This is a genomic window from Streptomyces sp. NPDC048417 (assembly GCF_040651615.1).
In the GTDB taxonomy this organism is placed as follows: Bacteria; Actinomycetota; Actinomycetes; order Streptomycetales; family Streptomycetaceae; genus Streptomyces.
This window is the reverse complement of record NZ_JBEZKI010000010.1, coordinates 213453-229646: the sequence shown is the minus strand read 5'-3', so window position 1 is coordinate 229646 and position 16194 is coordinate 213453. Positions and strand designations below refer to the sequence as shown.

At 71.3% G+C, this 16194-nt stretch carries 18 protein-coding genes; 10 read left to right on the top strand and 8 right to left on the bottom strand.

Annotated features, from left to right (window positions below; all coding sequences use genetic code 11):
• Positions 1 to 17: 17 nt before the first annotated feature.
• From AB0D59_RS18160 to AB0D59_RS18135, 6 genes are all read left to right on the top strand, one after another.
• Positions 18 to 929 carry a dihydrodipicolinate synthase family protein gene (locus AB0D59_RS18160; protein WP_362565979.1) on the top strand — a complete coding sequence of 304 codons (912 nt, stop codon included), beginning with the start codon at positions 18 to 20 and terminating at the stop codon, positions 927 to 929.
• A 105-nt stretch (positions 930 to 1034) separates the two neighbouring features.
• Positions 1035 to 1259, top strand: coding sequence for a hypothetical protein (locus tag AB0D59_RS18155; RefSeq protein WP_352218895.1), 225 nt, complete (start codon positions 1035 to 1037; stop codon positions 1257 to 1259).
• A gap of 49 nt (positions 1260 to 1308) precedes the next feature.
• A complete protein-coding gene (locus AB0D59_RS18150; protein WP_362565870.1) occupies positions 1309 to 1461 on the top strand; it encodes a hypothetical protein in 153 nt (50 codons plus the stop codon).
• Entirely contained in the window at positions 1458 to 2207 is a 750-nt protein-coding gene (gene recO / locus AB0D59_RS18145) for a DNA repair protein RecO (RefSeq protein WP_351691460.1), read from the top strand. The genes AB0D59_RS18150 and recO overlap by 4 nt, the downstream gene beginning before the upstream one ends.
• Positions 2208 to 2224: 17 nt before the next feature.
• Positions 2225 to 3064, top strand: a complete 840-nt coding sequence (locus tag AB0D59_RS18140; protein WP_362565869.1) for an isoprenyl transferase — start codon at positions 2225 to 2227, stop codon at positions 3062 to 3064.
• Positions 3065 to 3148: 84 nt separating this feature from the next.
• Positions 3149 to 3889: a histidine-type phosphatase gene (locus AB0D59_RS18135; RefSeq protein ID WP_362565867.1), complete on the top strand. Its 741-nt coding sequence runs from the start codon at positions 3149 to 3151 to the stop codon at positions 3887 to 3889.
• Between the two features lie 81 nt (positions 3890 to 3970).
• On the opposite strand, the gene AB0D59_RS18130 is transcribed toward AB0D59_RS18135, so the two are convergent.
• The 4 genes from AB0D59_RS18130 to AB0D59_RS18115 all read right to left on the bottom strand — a co-directional run bounded on the left by AB0D59_RS18130 (position 3971) and on the right by AB0D59_RS18115 (position 7086).
• Positions 3971 to 4390 (bottom strand): transcriptional repressor, encoded by a 420-nt coding sequence (locus tag AB0D59_RS18130; RefSeq protein ID WP_362565865.1) that lies wholly within the window; start codon positions 4388 to 4390, stop codon positions 3971 to 3973.
• A gap of 61 nt (positions 4391 to 4451) precedes the next feature.
• A complete protein-coding gene (locus AB0D59_RS18125; RefSeq protein WP_362565864.1) occupies positions 4452 to 5354 on the bottom strand; it encodes a metal ABC transporter permease in 903 nt (300 codons plus the stop codon).
• Positions 5354 to 6118, bottom strand: coding sequence for a metal ABC transporter ATP-binding protein (locus tag AB0D59_RS18120; protein WP_362565863.1), 765 nt, complete (start codon positions 6116 to 6118; stop codon positions 5354 to 5356). The genes AB0D59_RS18125 and AB0D59_RS18120 overlap by 1 nt, the downstream gene beginning before the upstream one ends.
• A gap of 11 nt (positions 6119 to 6129) precedes the next feature.
• Positions 6130 to 7086 (bottom strand): metal ABC transporter substrate-binding protein, encoded by a 957-nt coding sequence (locus tag AB0D59_RS18115; RefSeq protein ID WP_362565862.1) that lies wholly within the window; start codon positions 7084 to 7086, stop codon positions 6130 to 6132.
• Between the two features lie 186 nt (positions 7087 to 7272).
• On the opposite strand from AB0D59_RS18115, the gene AB0D59_RS18110 reads away from it, so the two are divergent.
• Positions 7273 to 8655: a glycine--tRNA ligase gene (locus AB0D59_RS18110; RefSeq protein WP_362565860.1), complete on the top strand. Its 1383-nt coding sequence runs from the start codon at positions 7273 to 7275 to the stop codon at positions 8653 to 8655.
• 97 nt (positions 8656 to 8752) lie between these two features.
• Here AB0D59_RS18110 and AB0D59_RS18105 read toward each other — a convergent pair whose 3' ends face one another.
• Positions 8753 to 9799, bottom strand: a complete 1047-nt coding sequence (locus AB0D59_RS18105) for a chitinase (RefSeq protein ID WP_362565859.1) — start codon at positions 9797 to 9799, stop codon at positions 8753 to 8755.
• A 158-nt stretch (positions 9800 to 9957) separates the two neighbouring features.
• Here AB0D59_RS18105 and AB0D59_RS18100 point away from each other — a divergent pair, with 158 nt between their 5' ends.
• Positions 9958 to 10968: an aldo/keto reductase gene (locus AB0D59_RS18100; protein ID WP_362565857.1), complete on the top strand. Its 1011-nt coding sequence runs from the start codon at positions 9958 to 9960 to the stop codon at positions 10966 to 10968.
• Positions 10969 to 10994: 26 nt separating this feature from the next.
• Complete coding sequence (locus AB0D59_RS18095; protein ID WP_362565856.1) at positions 10995 to 11591, top strand: TetR family transcriptional regulator; 597 nt, start codon at positions 10995 to 10997, stop codon at positions 11589 to 11591.
• Here the strand turns inward: AB0D59_RS18095 and AB0D59_RS18090 are convergent.
• The 3 genes from AB0D59_RS18090 to AB0D59_RS18080 all read right to left on the bottom strand — a co-directional run bounded on the left by AB0D59_RS18090 (position 11578) and on the right by AB0D59_RS18080 (position 13642).
• The gene (locus AB0D59_RS18090; protein WP_362565854.1) at positions 11578 to 12009 is read right to left on the bottom strand and encodes a hypothetical protein; all 432 of its coding nucleotides are present in this window, start codon (positions 12007 to 12009) and stop codon (positions 11578 to 11580) included. The genes AB0D59_RS18095 and AB0D59_RS18090 overlap by 14 nt on opposite strands.
• 210 nt (positions 12010 to 12219) lie before the next feature.
• Entirely contained in the window at positions 12220 to 13362 is a 1143-nt protein-coding gene (locus tag AB0D59_RS18085; RefSeq protein WP_362565977.1) for a serine hydrolase domain-containing protein, read from the bottom strand.
• Between the two features lie 61 nt (positions 13363 to 13423).
• A complete protein-coding gene (locus AB0D59_RS18080) occupies positions 13424 to 13642 on the bottom strand; it encodes a hypothetical protein (protein ID WP_362565853.1) in 219 nt (72 codons plus the stop codon).
• Positions 13643 to 13932: 290 nt separating this feature from the next.
• Between AB0D59_RS18080 and AB0D59_RS18075 the strand changes: the two genes are divergently transcribed.
• Complete coding sequence (locus AB0D59_RS18075) at positions 13933 to 16194, top strand: ATP-binding SpoIIE family protein phosphatase (protein WP_362565851.1); 2262 nt, start codon at positions 13933 to 13935, stop codon at positions 16192 to 16194.

Here is a 16194-nt window from a genome sequence, read left to right as displayed (position 1 = left end):
AGGGGAACGGTCAAAAGATGGTGTCCGGTGTCGTACCGCCCGTCTGCACCCCCCTGACACCGGACCGCGAGGTGGACGTCCCGTCCCTGCGCAGGCTCGTCGACCATCTGGTGGCGGCCGGGGTGGACGGCCTGTTCGTCCTCGGTTCGACGTCGGAGGCGGCGTATCTGACGGACCGGCAGCGCAGGCTGGTCACGGAGACCGTGGTGACGCACGCGGCCGGGCGGCTCCCGGTGCTGGCGGGCGTGATCGACATGACCACGCCCCGGGTCCTGGACCACGTCGAGTCCGTCACCTCCGCCGGCGCCGACGCGGTGGTCGTCACCGCGCCCTTCTACACCCGCACCCACCCCGCCGAGATCGCCCGCCACTTCCGCCTGGTCGCCGGCCGCTCGCCCGTCCCGGTGATCGCCTACGACATCCCGGCCGCCGTCCACACCAAGCTCCCCGCCGGCCTGGTCCTCGAGTTGGCCGCCGACGGGGTGCTGGCCGGACTGAAGGACTCCAGCGGCGACCTGGCGGGCTTCCGCGAGGTCGTCATCGGCAGCCGGAACCTGCCCCGTTTCAGCGCGCTGACGGGCTCCGAGCTGACCGTCGACTCGGCCCTCGCGCTGGGCGCCGACGGGGCGGTACCGGGTCTCGCCAACGTCGACCCGGACGGCTATGTCCGCCTGCACCGGCTCTGCCGGGCCGGTGACTGGGAGCGGGCGCGGGCGGAGCAGGAGCGCCTGTGCGGGCTCTTCCGGATGACCGGCGTCGGGGACCCGGCCCGGATGGGCGGCAGTTCGGCGGCGCTGGGCGCGTTCAAGACGGCGCTGCACCTGCGCGGGGTGATCGGCTGCCCGGCCACGGCCGAACCGCAGGTGCCGCTGTCGGAGGCGGAGACCGAGTGCGTGGGGAAGTTCCTGGCGGGAGCGGGGCTGCTGTAGCCGGCCGCGCCGGCGTCCGGGACAGACTCCGGCCGAGTCTAGGCACGCAGCGCCACCTCAGTGATGCGAAGCGTGAAATTCCCGGGGGCGGGGGAGCCAGGTGAGGTGAACGCGAAGAACCTCCCTCTCGGCTCCTGTGCCGTCGACACCCGTACCGGACGGCTGGGCATCGTCATGGGGCACGAAGGCCCCTATGTGCAGCTGAGGCCGTACGGGGGAGGGCGGGAGTGGGACGCCCACCCGGACGCCGTACGGATCGCGACCCAGGCCGAACGGCTCAGCGCGGCCACCGCCCACGCCAACGCCCGCAGCCGCGGCGAGGTGCCTTGAAGGTTCCGGTCCGGACCGGTCCCCTGCCACGGCAGGGCAGAATGGGCCCATGAGCCTGTTCCGCGACGACGGCATCGCGCTGCGCACCCGGAAGCCGGGTGAGGCGGACCGGATGGTGCTGCCGCCAGGCGGGGGCCACGGCATCCGATCGCGGCTGCGCCGCGGGCCGCACCCCCAGCCGCCCAGGGCCGGTGCGCGATGAGTCTCTTTCGGGATGACGGCATCGTCCTTCGGACCCAGAAGCTCGGCGAGGCGGACCGCATCATCACCCTGCTCACCCGCGGACACGGCCGGGTGCGGGCCGTCGCCCGTGGGGTGCGGCGGACCAAGTCGAAGTTCGGGGCGCGGCTCGAGCCGTTCTCCCATGTCGACGTGCAGTTCTTCGCGCGGGGGAGCGAGCTGATCGGGCGCGGGCTGCCGCTGTGCACCCAGAGCGAGACCATCGCGCCGTACGGCGGCGGGATCGTCACCGACTACGCCCGGTACACCGCCGGGACGGCCATGCTGGAGACCGCCGAGCGGTTCACCGACCACGAGGGCGAACCGGCCGTGCAGCAGTACCTGCTGCTGGTGGGGGCGCTCAGGACCCTCGCCCGCGGCGAGCACGCGCCCCACCTCGTCCTCGACGCCTTCCTGCTGCGCTCCCTCGCCGTCAACGGTTACGCGCCCAGCTTCGACTCCTGCGCCAAGTGCGGAATGCCCGGCCCGAACCGTTTCTTCTCGGTCGCTTCCGGCGGCAGTGTCTGCGTCGACTGCCGGGTGCCCGGCAGCGTCGTACCCTCGCCGCAGACCCTGGTTCTCCTCGGCGCGCTGCTTACGGGAGACTGGGAGACGGCGGACGCGGCCGAGGCACGGCACGTCCGGGAGGGCGGCGGGCTGGTGTCCGCCTATCTGCACTGGCACCTGGAGCGGGGGCTGCGCTCGCTCAGGTACGTAGAGAAGAGCTAGAGGGAGACGAGAAGCACATGGTCGTACGCGGGATCCTGGGGAGCCGGCGCCGCGAGTACCGGACGCCGGAGCCACACCCGTCCGGTGCCCGACCGCCGAAGCTCCCGGGCGAGCTGGTCCCGAACCATGTGGCCATCGTCATGGACGGCAACGGCCGCTGGGCGAAGGAGCGCGGGCTGCCGCGCACCGAGGGGCACAAGGTCGGCGCCGAGTGCGTCCTCGACGTGCTCCAGGGCTCCATCGAGATCGGCGTCCGGAACATCTCCCTCTACGCCTTCTCCACCGAGAACTGGAAGCGCTCGCCCGAAGAGGTCCGCTTCCTGATGAACTTCAACCGCGACTTCATCCGCAAGACCCGCGACCAGCTCGACGAACTCGGCATCCGGGTGCGCTGGGCGGGCCGGATGCCCCGGCTGTGGAAGTCGGTCGCCAAGGAGCTCCAGGTCGCCCAGGAGCAGACCAAGGGCAACGACCTGCTCACCCTGTACTTCTGCATGAACTACGGCGGCCGGGCCGAGATCGCCGACGCGGTGCAGGCGATCGCCGAGGAGGTGAAGGCGGGCCGCCTCGACCCGTCGAAGGTCAGCGAGAAGACCATCCAGAAGCACATGTACTACGGGGACATGCCCGACGTGGACATGTTCCTGCGCCCCAGCGGCGAGCAGCGCACCTCCAACTTCCTGCTCTGGCAGAGCGCCTACGCCGAGATGGTCTACCAGGACGTCCTGTGGCCCGACTTCGACCGCCGTGACCTGTGGCGCGCCTGCCTCGAATTCGCCTCCCGGGACCGCCGGTTCGGCGGCGCCATCCCCAACGAGGAACTGCTGGCGATGGAGGGCAACCACCCCGGCGACTGACGGCCACCCGCCGTTCACGCGAGCCGTCCAGGATGCGGGGGATCATGCCAGGCCCCCGGTCTCCCGCCTCTGGAACGGTCCCTCGTGAAGCGTGTCACCCCTGTCCTCGCCCTGGGCGCCCTGCTCCTCACCGCGCTGCCCGCGCACGCCACGGACAACGGGCCCACCCACCGCGACAGTTACGGCACCAAGGCCGTGTACTCCCTGGGCCAGAACCCGCGCACCTACCAGCAGGCGCCCGCCGGGTACACCGCCGTGTTCACCGAGAACGTCTCCCGGCACGGGTCCCGCTCCGCCACCGACGGCGAGGACGGCGAGACGATCCTCGCGCTCTGGAACCAGGCCGAGGCCGATGGCCAACTCACCAGGCTCGGCAAGGAGTTCGGCCCGGACGTGCAGGCCCTCGAGGCGGCCATGAGCACCATCGGGTACGGCAACCTCAGCGGCCGCGGCAAGGACGAACTCCGCGCCACCGCGGTGCGCCTGGAGAAGCGTCTGCCCTCCCTCTTCTCGTCCATCGCCGAAAACGGCGAGAAGATCGACGTCGTCAGCTCGGGCCAGGGCCGCGCGGTCGACAGCGGTACGGTCTTCGCCACCGCCCATCAAGAAGAACAGCAAGTTCTACGACCTGAACGAACTGGAGCGCTGCTTCGGCAGGGACTGACCGGGGTGGGGACGGGCGGCGACGCTTACCGGCGCTTGCAGGGTGCCTCCCCCGGAGGGGGTACCCCCAGCGCCCACCCTCCCCCACTCTCGGCTTCGCTCGAGCGGGGGGACCCCCATCGCCCCAGCGGCACGACTACCCACGGCCAACGAGCCCCGTGAGGGGCGCGGGGCTGTATCAATCTGCGGCTCCGCCGTGTGGGCGCGCCCAGCCCCCACCCACCCGCGGCCGAAACGAACGGCTCAACCCGCGGCGCACTCCGCACAGTCCGCGCACGTACCAAAGATCTCCACGGTGTGCGCCACATTCACGTACCCGTGCTCCGCGGCGATCGCCTCCGCCCACTTCTCGACGGCGGGCCCCTCCACCTCCACCGCCTTGCCGCACACGCGGCAGACCAGGTGGTGGTGGTGTTCACCGGTGGAGCAGCGGCGGTACACCGACTCGCCCTCGGACGTGCGCAGGACGTCCACCTCGCCGGCGTCGGCGAGGTTCTGGAGCGTGCGGTAGACCGTGGTGAGGCCCACCGAGTCGCCCTTGTGCTTGAGCATGTCGTGCAGTTCCTGCGCGCTGCGGAACTCCTCGACCTCGTCCAGGGCCGCCGCCACGGCTGCCCGCTGACGGGTCGAGCGGCCCTTCACGGGCGGTCCAGCGGTCGTCACCGGTTGCCTCCTCACATCACTGCTTCTGCCGGGCCATTGTGCCAGCCCGGACTGTGCGCGGTCAGACGCCGACCTCGTCGGCGGCCCCCCTGGTGGCCGGAATCGCGCACTCCGCCGGGTCCCCGGCGGGCCGCCGCGCGGCGGCCGTGCGGGCGCGTCGCCGGGCCAGCGGTGCGGCCAGCAGGCTCAGCACGATGAACGCGGCGATCGTCAGCAGCACGATGGTCGCGCCCGGCGGAACGTACTGGTAGTACGACGTGATCGTGCCCCCGATCGTCACCGTCACGCCGATTGCGACGGCGATCGCGAACGTGGCCGCGAAGCTCCGGCTGAGCTGCTGGGCGGCGGCCACCGGGACCACCATCAGCGCCGACACCAGCAGCAGGCCCACCACCCGCATCGCGACCGTCACCGTGACCGCCGCCGTGATCGCCGTCAGCAGGTTCAGCGCCCGCACCGGCAGACCCGTCACCCGGGCGAACTCCTCGTCCTGGCTCACCGCGAACAGCTGCCGGCGCAGGCCGAGGGTGACCAGCAGGACGAAGGCGGCGAGCACGCAGATCGCGGTCACGTCCGACTCCGAGACCGTCGACAGCGAGCCGAAGAGATACGACATCAGGTTGGCGTTGGAGCCGCCCGGCGCGAGGTTGATCAGCATCACCCCGCCGGCCATCCCGCCGTAGAAGAGCATCGCGAGGGCGATGTCGCCACGGGTCCTGCCGTACCAGCGGATCAGCTCCATCAGGATCGCGCCGAGCACGGAGACGGCCGTGGCCATCCACACCGGGGAGGTCGAGAGCAGGAAGCCGAGGCCGACGCCGGTCATGGCCACGTGCCCGATGCCGTCGCCCATCAGGGCCTGGCGGCGCTGGACCAGGTAGATGCCGATGGCGGGGGCGGTGAGGCCGACCAGGACGGCGGCGAGCAGGGCCCGCTGCATGAAGGCGTAGTTCAGGAAGTCCATCAGCTCAGCAGTCCCGTGCGGATCGGCGCGTGCTCGTGGGGGTGTACGTGGTCGTGGCCGGGGAGGGCGTGCTGGCCGACCGCGCGCGGCGGCGGGCCGTCGTGCAGCACGCAGCCGTCGCGCAGCACGACCGCGCGGTCGATCAGCGGCTCCAGCGGGCCCAGTTCGTGCAGGACCAGCAGGACCGTGGTGCCCTGCTCGACCTGCTCGCGCAGCGTCCGCGCGAGGATCTCCTGGCTGGCCAGGTCGACGCCCGCCATCGGCTCGTCCATGATCAGCAGTTCGGGCCGGGCGACCAGGGCGCGGGCGATCAGCACCCGCTGGTGCTGGCCGCCGGAGAGCGCCTCGACGTTGTCCTTGGCCCGGTCCGCCATCCCGACCAGGCCGAGCGCGTCCCGTACCGCCTGGTGGTCGGCCTTGCGGAAGAGGCCGAAGCGGGTGCGGGAGAGGAGACCGGCGGAGACGACCTCGGTGACGGTGGCGGGGACCCCGCCCGCGGCGGTGGTGCGCTGTGGGACGTAGCCGACCCGGGACCAGTCGCGGAAGGTGCGGCGCGGGGTGCCGAAGAGGGTGATCTCGCCGTCGCCGGCCGGTACCTGGCCGATGATGGTGCGGATCGCGGTCGACTTGCCGGAGCCGTTCGCGCCGAGCAGCGCGACGACCTCACCGCGGTGCACGGTGAGGTCGATGCCACGCAGTACGGGGCGCGAGCCCAGCTCGGCGGTGACACCGCGCAGGGATATGACGGGCTCGCCGGTGGTCATCTCGTCTCCGCTCACTTGGTGCCCAGGGCCGTCTGGAGGGCCTTGAGGTTGGCTTCCTGGACCGCGAAGTAGTCCTTGCCGCGGGACTTGGCGGTGATGCCCTCGATCGGGTCGAGGACGTCCGTCTTCAGTCCGGCGTCGGCGGCGATGGTCTTCGCGGTCTTGTCGCTGACGAGCGTCTCGTAGAACACGGTGCTGACGCCGTCGGCCTTGGCCATGGTCTCCAGGTCCTTCACGCGGGCCGCGCTCGGCTCCGACTCCGGGTCGAGGCCGTTGACGGCCTCCTCGGTCAGGCCGTAGCGCTCGGCGAGGTAGCCGAAGGCCGCGTGGGTGGTGATGAAGACCTTGGTCCTCGTGTTCGCGAGCCCGTTCTTGAACTGGGTGTCGAGCGCGTCCAGCTTCTTCACCAGGGTCGCGGTGTTCTTCCGGTAGTCGGCCGCGTGGTCCGGGTCGGCCTTCTCGAAGGCCTTGCCGACCCCTTCGGCGACCTGGGCGTAGCGCACCGGGTCCAGCCAGATGTGGGGGTCGAGGCCGGACAGCTCCTCGTTCTTCGAGGTGTCGTGGGAGGCAGCGTGGCCGCCGGCCTCGTTGCCGTGCTGCTCCAGCGTGGTCAGGGAGGCCGCGTCGATCTTCGTCCCCACCGAGGACTGGGCGACGGCGTCGTCGACGGAGGGCTGGAGGTTCTTCAGGTAGAGGACCGCGTCGGACTTCTCGATCCCGATGATCTGCTTGGGGCTGATCTCCAGGTCGTGCGGTTCCTGGCCGGGTGATGTGAGACTGGTGACGTGGACGTGGTTCCCGCCTATCCGGTCGGCGAGGAAGGCCATCGGGTAGAAGGACGCGACGACGTCGAACTTGCCGGTCTGGGCCGCCGTGGCGTCGCCGCCGCAGGCGGAGAGGGTCGCGATGCCGAGTGCGGTGACGGTGGCCGCGGCGGCCGTGGGTATGAGGCGTCGTCGTACGTTCATGAGACTCATTTTCAACAAATATGGAAACCGTTGTCAACAAGCAGCGGTAAAGGCCTCGGTGAGCCCTGGGTGGTCTGTCCGTCATGGGGGACCGATTTGGTCGAGGGGGAGCCCCCGCCGGTAACCTGAAGCATTCGCTCTGAAGCATCTCGCTTCGTCGCCCGTCGTCGTAATGAAGAGAGCACCGTGGCCGCCGACAAGATCGACACCATCGTCAGCCTGAGCAAGCGCCGTGGCTTCGTATTCCCGTGCAGTGAGATCTACGGCGGACAGCGTGCCGCCTGGGACTACGGGCCGCTCGGTGTCGAGCTGAAGGAGAACCTGAAGCGCCAGTGGTGGCGCTACATGGTGACGTCGCGCGAGGACGTGGTCGGTATCGACTCGTCCGTCATCCTGGCCCCCGAGGTCTGGGTGGCCTCCGGCCATGTCGCCACCTTCACGGACCCGCTGACCGAGTGCACCGCCTGCCACAAGCGGTTCCGCGCCGACCACCTGGAGGAGGCCTACGAGGCCAAGCACGGCCGCCTCCCGGAGAACGGCCTGGCGGACGTGAACTGCCCGAACTGCGGAAACAAGGGCCAGTTCACCGAGCCCAAGCAGTTCTCGGGTCTGCTCTCCACGCACCTCGGCCCGACCCAGGACAGCGGCTCGGTCGCCTACCTGCGCCCCGAGACGGCGCAGGGCATCTTCACCAACTTCGCCCAGGTGCAGACCACCTCGCGCCGCAAGCCGCCGTTCGGCATCGCGCAGATGGGCAAGTCCTTCCGCAACGAGATCACGCCCGGCAACTTCATCTTCCGCACCCGCGAGTTCGAGCAGATGGAGATGGAGTTCTTCGTCAAGCCGGGCGAGGACGAGACGTGGCAGGAGTACTGGATGGAGCAGCGCTGGAACTGGTACACCGGCCTGGGCCTGCGTGAAGAGAACATGCGGTGGTACGAGCACCCGAAGGAGAAGCTCTCCCACTACTCCAAGCGCACCGCCGACATCGAGTACCGATTCCAGTTCGGCGGCAACGAGTGGGGCGAGCTGGAGGGCGTCGCCAACCGCACCGACTACGACCTGGGTGCCCACTCCAAGGCCTCCGGCCAGGACCTCTCCTACTTCGACCAGGAGGCCGGGGAGCGCTGGACGCCGTACGTCATCGAGCCCGCGGCCGGTGTCGGCCGCGCGATGCTGGCGTTCCTGCTCGACGCCTACGTCGAGGACGAGGCGCCGAACGCCAAGGGCAAGCTGGAGAAGCGCACGGTGCTGCGCCTGGACCACCGCCTGGCGCCGGTGAAGGTCGCGGTCCTGCCGCTGTCCCGCAACCCCGAGCTGTCCCCGAAGGCCAAGGGGCTGGCCGCCGCCCTGCGGCAGAACTGGAACATCGAGTTCGACGACGCCGGCGCCATCGGCCGCCGCTACCGTCGCCAGGACGAGATCGGCACGCCGTACTGCGTGACCGTCGACTTCGACACGCTCGAGGACAACGCGGTCACGGTCCGGGAGCGTGACTCGATGAAGCAGGAGCGGATCTCGCTGGACCAGATCGAGGGTTACCTCGCCGGGCGCCTGCTGGGCTGCTAGGTCCGGGGTCCTTACGCCTTTGCGCCCACCCGCCACCCGACTCGGTCGGCTGGAGGGTGGGCGTTTCGGGTTGGGGGACTCGGCCGGTTCGGTGGGGTCAGCGGTGCTGCAGTGCCTTCACGTTGTCGCCGAACGTCCAGTTCTTCGAGCCGTCCCAGTTGACCGACCAGGTCATCAGGCCCTTGAGGGACGTGCCGTAGTGGTTCCAGGCCTGGGCGACCAGGCTCGGTGACATGTAGCCGCCGCCCGCGCCGGACTGCGCGGGCAGCCCCGGCACCTGCTTGTCGTACGGCACCTTGATCGTCGTACCCTGCACGACCAGGCCCTTGTTGAGGCAGTCGGTCTGGGCGGTGAAGCCGGCCACCGTGCCCGCCGAGTAGGAGTCGCCGGAGCAGCCGTACATGCTGCCGTTGTAGTACTGCATGTTGAGCCACCACAGCCGGCCGTTGTCGGCGTACTTCTTGACGATCGGCAGGTAGGCGCCCCAGATCGAGCCGTAGGTGATGCTGCCGCCGGTGACGTACGCCGTCTCCGGGGCCATCGTCAGGCCGAAGCCCGCCGGCATCTGGGCGAGGACCCCGTCGATGATGCGGACCAGGTTGGCCTGCGACGTGGAGAGCTGGGTGATCGACCCGCTGCCCACCAGGCCGGTCTCGATGTCGATGTCGATGCCGTCGAAGTTGTACTTCTTGAGGATCGGGACGATCGTCGCGACGAACCTGTCGGCCACGGTGGAGGAGCTGAGGTCGATGCCGGCGGCCGCGCCGCCGATCGACAGCAGGATGGTCTGGCCGGCGGCCTTCGCCGCGCACATCTCCGCGGGCGTCGCCACCTTCACGCCCGCGTCCATGCCGTCCTCCCAGAGGGCTGTTCCGTCGGAACGGATCACGGGGAACGCCGCGTTGATCACGTTGTAACCGTGGGTGGCGATCCGGGAGTCGGTGATCGGGGTCCAGCCGAAGGGCGGGTGGACGCCGTTGGCGGAGCCGTCCCAGTTCTCCCAGTAGCCCTGCAGGACCTTTCCGGTCGGCCTCGACTTCACCGCGCAGGTGTCGGCGGCGGAGGCGGGCGCGGCGGCGGGGAGTTGGGTGAGTGTCGCGGTCGCGAGCGCTGCGGCGAGCAGGGCGAGGGCGCGGCGGATCATGCGGGGCCTCCCGGTGGGGTCGGGGTGGGGCGCACGGGTGTCGTAGTCATGACAATGCTCGTGGTCCAGACCTCCCGTCAATAGGTCTGGACCATTCTTGCCTCCGCCATGGAATGACAGATATTGAAATCTGTCAGCTGTCATGCCAGGGTGGAACCATGACGACGCACACCCGAACCCTCGGATCCACCGGCCCCCGGGTCTTTGCCCTCGGCCTCGGCTGCATGGGCATGTCCGCGCTGTACGGCGAGGCCGACCGCGCCGAGTCGATCGCCACCGTCCACGCCGCCCTCGACGCCGGCGTGACCCTGCTCGACACCGGCGACTTCTACGCCATGGGCCACAACGAGATGCTGATCGGCGAGGCCCTGCGCACCGCCCCCGCCGCCCTCCGTGAAAAGGCCCTGACCAGCGTCAAGTTCGGCGCCCTGCGCGACCCGGCCGGCGGCTGGAACGCCTACGACGGCCGCCCGCAGGCCGTGAAGAACTTCGCCGCCTACTCCCTCCAGCGCCTCGGCGTCGACCACATCGACGTCTACCGGATCGCCCGCGTCGATCCGGACGTGCCGATCGAGGAGACGGTCGGCGCGATCGCCGAACTGGTCGAGCAGGGATACGTCCGGCACATCGGCCTCAGCGAGGCCTCCGTGGACAACATCCGCCGGGCCGCCGCCACCGCGCCCATCTCCGACCTGCAGATCGAGTACGCGATCATCACCCGCGACATCGAGCGGGAGATCCTGCCCACCACCCGTGAGCTGGGTATCGGCATCACCGCGTACGGCGTGCTGTCCCGGGGCCTGATCTCCGGCCACTTCACCCGTGACCGGCAGCTCGGCGCGGGCGACTTCCGGGCCTTCTCGCCCCGCTTCCAGGGCGAGAACCTCCGGCACAACCTCGACCTCGTCGAGGCGCTGCGCAAGATCGCCGAGGAGAAGGGCGTGACCGTCGCGCAGATCGCGATCGGCTGGGTGCTCTCGCGGGGCGACGACATCGTGCCGCTGGTCGGCGCCCGCACCCGTGAGCGGCTCGCCGAATCCCTCGGGGCGCTGGACGTCACCCTGGACGCGGCCGACCTGGCGGCGATCGAGGCGGCCGTACCGGCGGACGCGGCGGCGGGCACCCGCTACCCGGCCGCGCAGATGTCCCACCTCGGCACCGAGCACTGACGACGGCTTTGGGTACCGTCTAGGTCATGGCAGCCACCTCCCCGCCCCCGACCCTCACTGCCGAGCGCATCCTTCAGGCGACCGAGGAGGTCCTGCGCCGGCACGGCCCGGCCAAGGCCACCGTGGTGGACGTGGCCCGTGCGCTCGGCGTCAGCCACGGCAGTGTCTACCGGCACTTCCGGACCAAGGCGGCGCTGCGCGAGGCGGTGACCAAGCGGTGGCTGGACCGCACCTCGCTGGTGCTGTCCGTCATCGTGGCCGAGGACCGCGCTCCGCAGGAGCGGCTGCGCGACTGGCTGTGGGCGCTCTTCGACGCCAAGCGCCGCAAGGCGGGCGACGACCCGGAGCTGTTCGCCACCTACATGGTGCTGGTCGACGAGAACGGCCCGGCCGTCACCGAGCACATCGACGACCTGACCGGGCAGCTCACCGACATCCTCCGGGACGGGGCCGGCACGGGAGCCTTCACCGTGTCCGACCCCGCCGCGGCGGCCCGGGTCGTCTTCCAGGCCACCGGCCGCTTCCACGACCCGGGCTACGCGCGCGAGTGGGTGCGGCCGGAGGCCGAGGCGGACTTCGCCTCGCTGGTGGACCTGCTGCTGCGCGGCCTCAGTTCACCTTGACGGTGACCGTGGGGGAGTGGGTCCGGCCGGCCGCGATCCGCAGATGCTCGGTGCCCTTGGTGTTGATCTTCGCGGTCAGCGAGTAGGCGCTGCCGTTCTTGACCTTGACGCTCGCCCTGAGCGGGATCCACTTGCCGTGGTTCTGGTGCTGGAGCACCAGCGGCGTGCCGATCTTCAGGCCCTGGGTGCGGCCGGTGAAGGTCACCGGGTCGCCGGCCTTGACCGAGGTCTTGCTCGCCTTGATCGTGATCGAGCCCATGGCGGACATGGACGGGCTCGGCTTCGGCCTGGGGCTGCTGGGCGCGGGGGTCGGCCTGGCCTCCGAGGCGAAGGCGCCGGCGGTACCGGCGGACAGCAGGGCCAGGGAGAGGGCGCCGGCGGCGAGGGCCCGGGACACCGGGCGGTGGATGCGGTGCATGGCAGAGCTCCTGTCGACGAGGACGGGGGACTCCTCAAGGCTTGGCCGGGCCGCGTGCGACGGCGACCCAGGAGAGTCGGCAAGCGGTGGGGGCGGCCCCATGCTCCGGTAAAGTCCGCAGGTGGCGATATGTGCGCTGACCTCGCGATTCTTACCCGCGCTGTCACCCGAATGCAGTAACCGAAGGGCTAGGGCCCGTCTGACGGGGCCCTAGGCGGTGACCCGCCAGAAGTCGCGCATCAGCGGGGTCGGCGTCGGGCCCGTCATGGCCACCTGGGTCAGCAGGACCGTGACCGTGCCGGTGGCGGGGACCAGGTGCGCGGCGGTGCCGGTGCCGCCGACCCAGCCGTAGCGGCCGGGGACGTTCCAGGGGCCGGCCGGGGTGACGTCGACCTGGCCGCCGTAACCCCAGCCCTGGCCCTCCAGGAAGAGGGTGGCGCGCTCGCGCTGGGCCGCCGTCAGATGGTTGGTGGTCATCCGGCTGACCGAGGTGGCGGACAGGAGCCGGCGGCCGTCCGGGGCGGCGCCCGCGTTCAGCAGCAGCCGGGCGAACGCCAGCCAGTCGTCGGCCGTGGAGACCAGGCCCCCACCACCCGAGGGGAAGCGCGGCAGGCGGCTGAAGTCGCCGTCCGGAGTGTCCGTCAGGCGCAGGGTGCCGCCCTCGGCGGGGGCGTAGGACGACGTGAGGCGGTCCCGCTTCGACGCCGGCACCTCGAAGCCCGTGTCCCGCATGCCCAGCGGCGCGAAGATCCGCTCCGCCAGGAAGTCGGGGAGGGGACGGCCCGACACCCGGGCGACCAGGATGCCCTGGAGGGCGGACGAGGTGCCGTACAGCCAGGCCTCGCCCGGCTGGTGCAGCATCGGCACCTGGGCGAGCTGCCCCAGCCAGGTGTCCGGGTCCGGCCAGTCCTGGAAGGGGCGGCTGTGATCCTGCACCGCGAACAGGGCCCGCGCGGCGGGCAGCGCGAAGTCGTCGGGAAGGCCCCAGCCGGCGCGGAAGCTGAGCAGGTCCTCCACGGTGACCGGGCGGCCCGCCGGCACGACGTCGTCGACGGGGCTCGCGGGCGTCCGGACCACCACCGGCTTCGCCAACTCCGGGAGCCACTCGGCCACCGGGTCGTCGAGCCCGATCCGGCCCTCGTCCACCAGCATCAGCACCGCCGCCGCGGTGACCGGCTTGGTGATCGACGCGATCCGGAAGATCGACTCCCGGGTCATCGGCGCGGACCCCTCGGCATCCAGGTCCCCGACGGTCACGACCTCGACGTCGGCACCCCGGGCGACCAGCCCGACGGCCCCGGGGACCGTTCCGTCCTCGACATGACGGCGCAGGGTGGCGTGGAGCGGGGACACGGTCATCGGTCGTCCTTCCGTCGGGTGCGGTCGTGTGTACGACTGCCACGCCGACGGAAACTCATCGGGAGGGCTCGGCTCCCGCCGGGTCCACGGTGGCCTGGTGGGCCTCGGCCAGATGCTCCTCCGCCTTCAGCCAGGGCAGGAACTGCGCGCTCTGCCGCCAGCCGCAGGTGTCACACCTGATCGTGCGCTGGATGCCGGTGCGCTGCACCCGCACCGTGTGTTCGCGCCCGTGCTGGTCCCAGCGGCTGACCTTGCTCGAGTCGATCTGTGACATGACGCCTCCGAGTCGGTGCCCGATCTGCCGTTCGGCACGTGTCGACGGGAGGAGTGTGCAGCATGACCAACATCAACAGGGATTTCTTCACAGCGAGTTGGCCAAGCCGTGTCCGGCCCGCCGGGTTCCTGCCGCTGGACAGGCGGTACCCGGTGCGGATCCGGGCCGCCGGACCAACCCTCGGACCACGAGCCCGACTTGGTGTACCGGCGGAAACCCTGGACACGGCATTGACCAAGGCTCAAGATGAGAGCGACCTTAGCTGAAGCGGCCACCGGCACGGAGAGGCGATGCTGCCGGATCCTCAACGTTTCCTGGCCGTCTCCGGCCGCCGGATCGCTCGCGCCGAGGGCGCGGCCCAGGTCGTCAGGGAGCTGTGCCTGTCGACCGTCCCGGACCTGGCGGACGGAGTGTTCGTCTACCTCGCCGAGCAACGGCGGGACCCGGACGGCCCGTTGCGCCTGCGGCTGGACGGAGTGTCGGCCGAACTCGGCGGTCTGATGGGCGGCACGCCCCCGGCCGTCGCTCCCGTGCCGTCCGACGGCGTGCTGGCCGGGTTCCTGCGGTGCGGCGCGGCGCGCGGCAGAGGTCCGGACGACGTCGAGGAGGCACTCCGTGAGCTGCTGGGGACCGCTTCCCGCCTCCCGCAGGGGAACAGGGTCCTGCTCGCCCCGCTGCGCGCGCCCGACGCCGTCGTGGGCGTGGCGGTGTTCCTGCGGCGCATCGACCGGGAGGACTTCGTGGTGGACGACATCGCCCTGGCCGACGCGCTGGCCGCACAGGCCGCGCTCGGCGTGAGCGAGGACACCGGCGCCCCGCAGGCCCGGCCCGCCGCCATGCCCAAGGCCCCGGACGAGGACCGGCTGCGCTACGTCGGCGCCGCCACCCGCCGGATCGCCCGCGGCTTCGACACCGACGAGATCGTGCTCGGCCTGTGCCGGGCCGCCGTACCGACCTACTCGGACGCGGCCCTCGTCTATCTGCGCGACCCGCTGCCGGTCGGCGACGAACGCCCCGCCGGCCCCGCCGTGCTGCGGCTGCGCCGCACCGACCGGATCAAGGGCCCCGGAGCCGAGGGCCTGGTCTGGCCCGCGGAGACCGTGAACGACGAGCAGGGCGACCTGGACGCGGCCGACTGGAGCGAGGTGGTGCCCGGCGGCGCGCTCGCCGAGGTGCTGCGCGGGGTCCGGCCGGTGTTCGCCGACGACCCGGCCACCCGGGTCGCGCTGAGCGAACTCGTCGGCGAGGACAGCGCGTTGAACGGCTGGGCCGGTACGCACGCGATCCTCGCCCCGCTGCGCGGCCGCCGCCGGGTCACCGGCGCGGTGGTCTTCCTGCGCCGCCCGGAACGCCCGGCGTTCGAGCCCGCCGACCTCCTGGTCGCCGCCCAGCTGGCCACCCACACCGCGCTCGGCGTCGACAAGGCGGTGCTGTACAGCCGCGAGGCCTTCATCGCCGACCGGCTGCAGCGCGCGATGCTGCCGCATTCCCTGCCCCGGCCCACCGGCGTCCGGCTGGCCGTCCGCTATCTCCCCGCCGCCGAGACCGCGCGTGTCGGCGGCGACTGGTACGACGCGATCCCGCTGCCCGGCAGCCGGGTGGCCCTCGTCGTCGGCGACGTCATGGGGCACTCCATGACCTCGGCCGCCGTCATGGGCCAGCTGCGCACCACCGCGCTCACCCTGGCCGGCCTCGACCTGCCCCCGCAGGAGGTGCTCCACCACCTCGACGAGCAGGCCCAGCGGCTGGGCACCGACCGGATGGCGACCTGCCTGTACGTCGTCTACGACCCGGTCTCGCACCGCATGACCGTCGCCAACGCCGGCCATCCGCCGCCGATCCTGCTGCACCCCGGCGGCAAGACGGAGGTCCTCGCGGTGCCGCCCGGCGCCCCGATCGGCGTCGGCGGCATCGACTTCGAGGCGGTCGAGCTGGACGCCCCCGCCGGGGCGACCCTGCTCCTGTACACCGACGGCCTGGTCGAGTCCCGGCTGCGTGACGTGTGGACCGGCATCGAGCAGCTGCGCGAACGGCTCGCCGCCACCGCCCAGTTGACCGGCCCCGACCGGCCGCCCCCGCTGGAGGCGCTGTGCGACGAGGTCCTCGACATGCTCGGGCCGGGCGACCGGGACGACGACATCGCGCTGCTCGCCGCCCGCTTCGACGGCATCGCGCCGAGCGACGTGGCCTACTGGACCTTCGATCCGGAGGTCGGCAGCCCCGGCCGGGCCCGCCGGCTGACCCGGCAGGCCCTGGCCGACTGGGGCCTGGAGGAACTCACCGACACCGCCGAGCTGTTGGTCAGCGAGATCGTCACCAACGCCGTACGGCACGCCTCCCGCCCGATCAGCCTGCGGCTGCTGCGCACCGAGGTGCTGCGCTGCGAGGTCGGCGACGACGTGCCGCAACTGCCCAGGCTGCGCCGTGCGTCGCCCGAGGAGGAGCACGGGCGGGGACTGTTCCTGGTGAACCGGCTGGCCCGGCGCTGGGGCACCACCCGGCTGGGGACCGGCAAGAACGTGTGGTTCGAACTGGGCGGTCCCGCGGGCTGA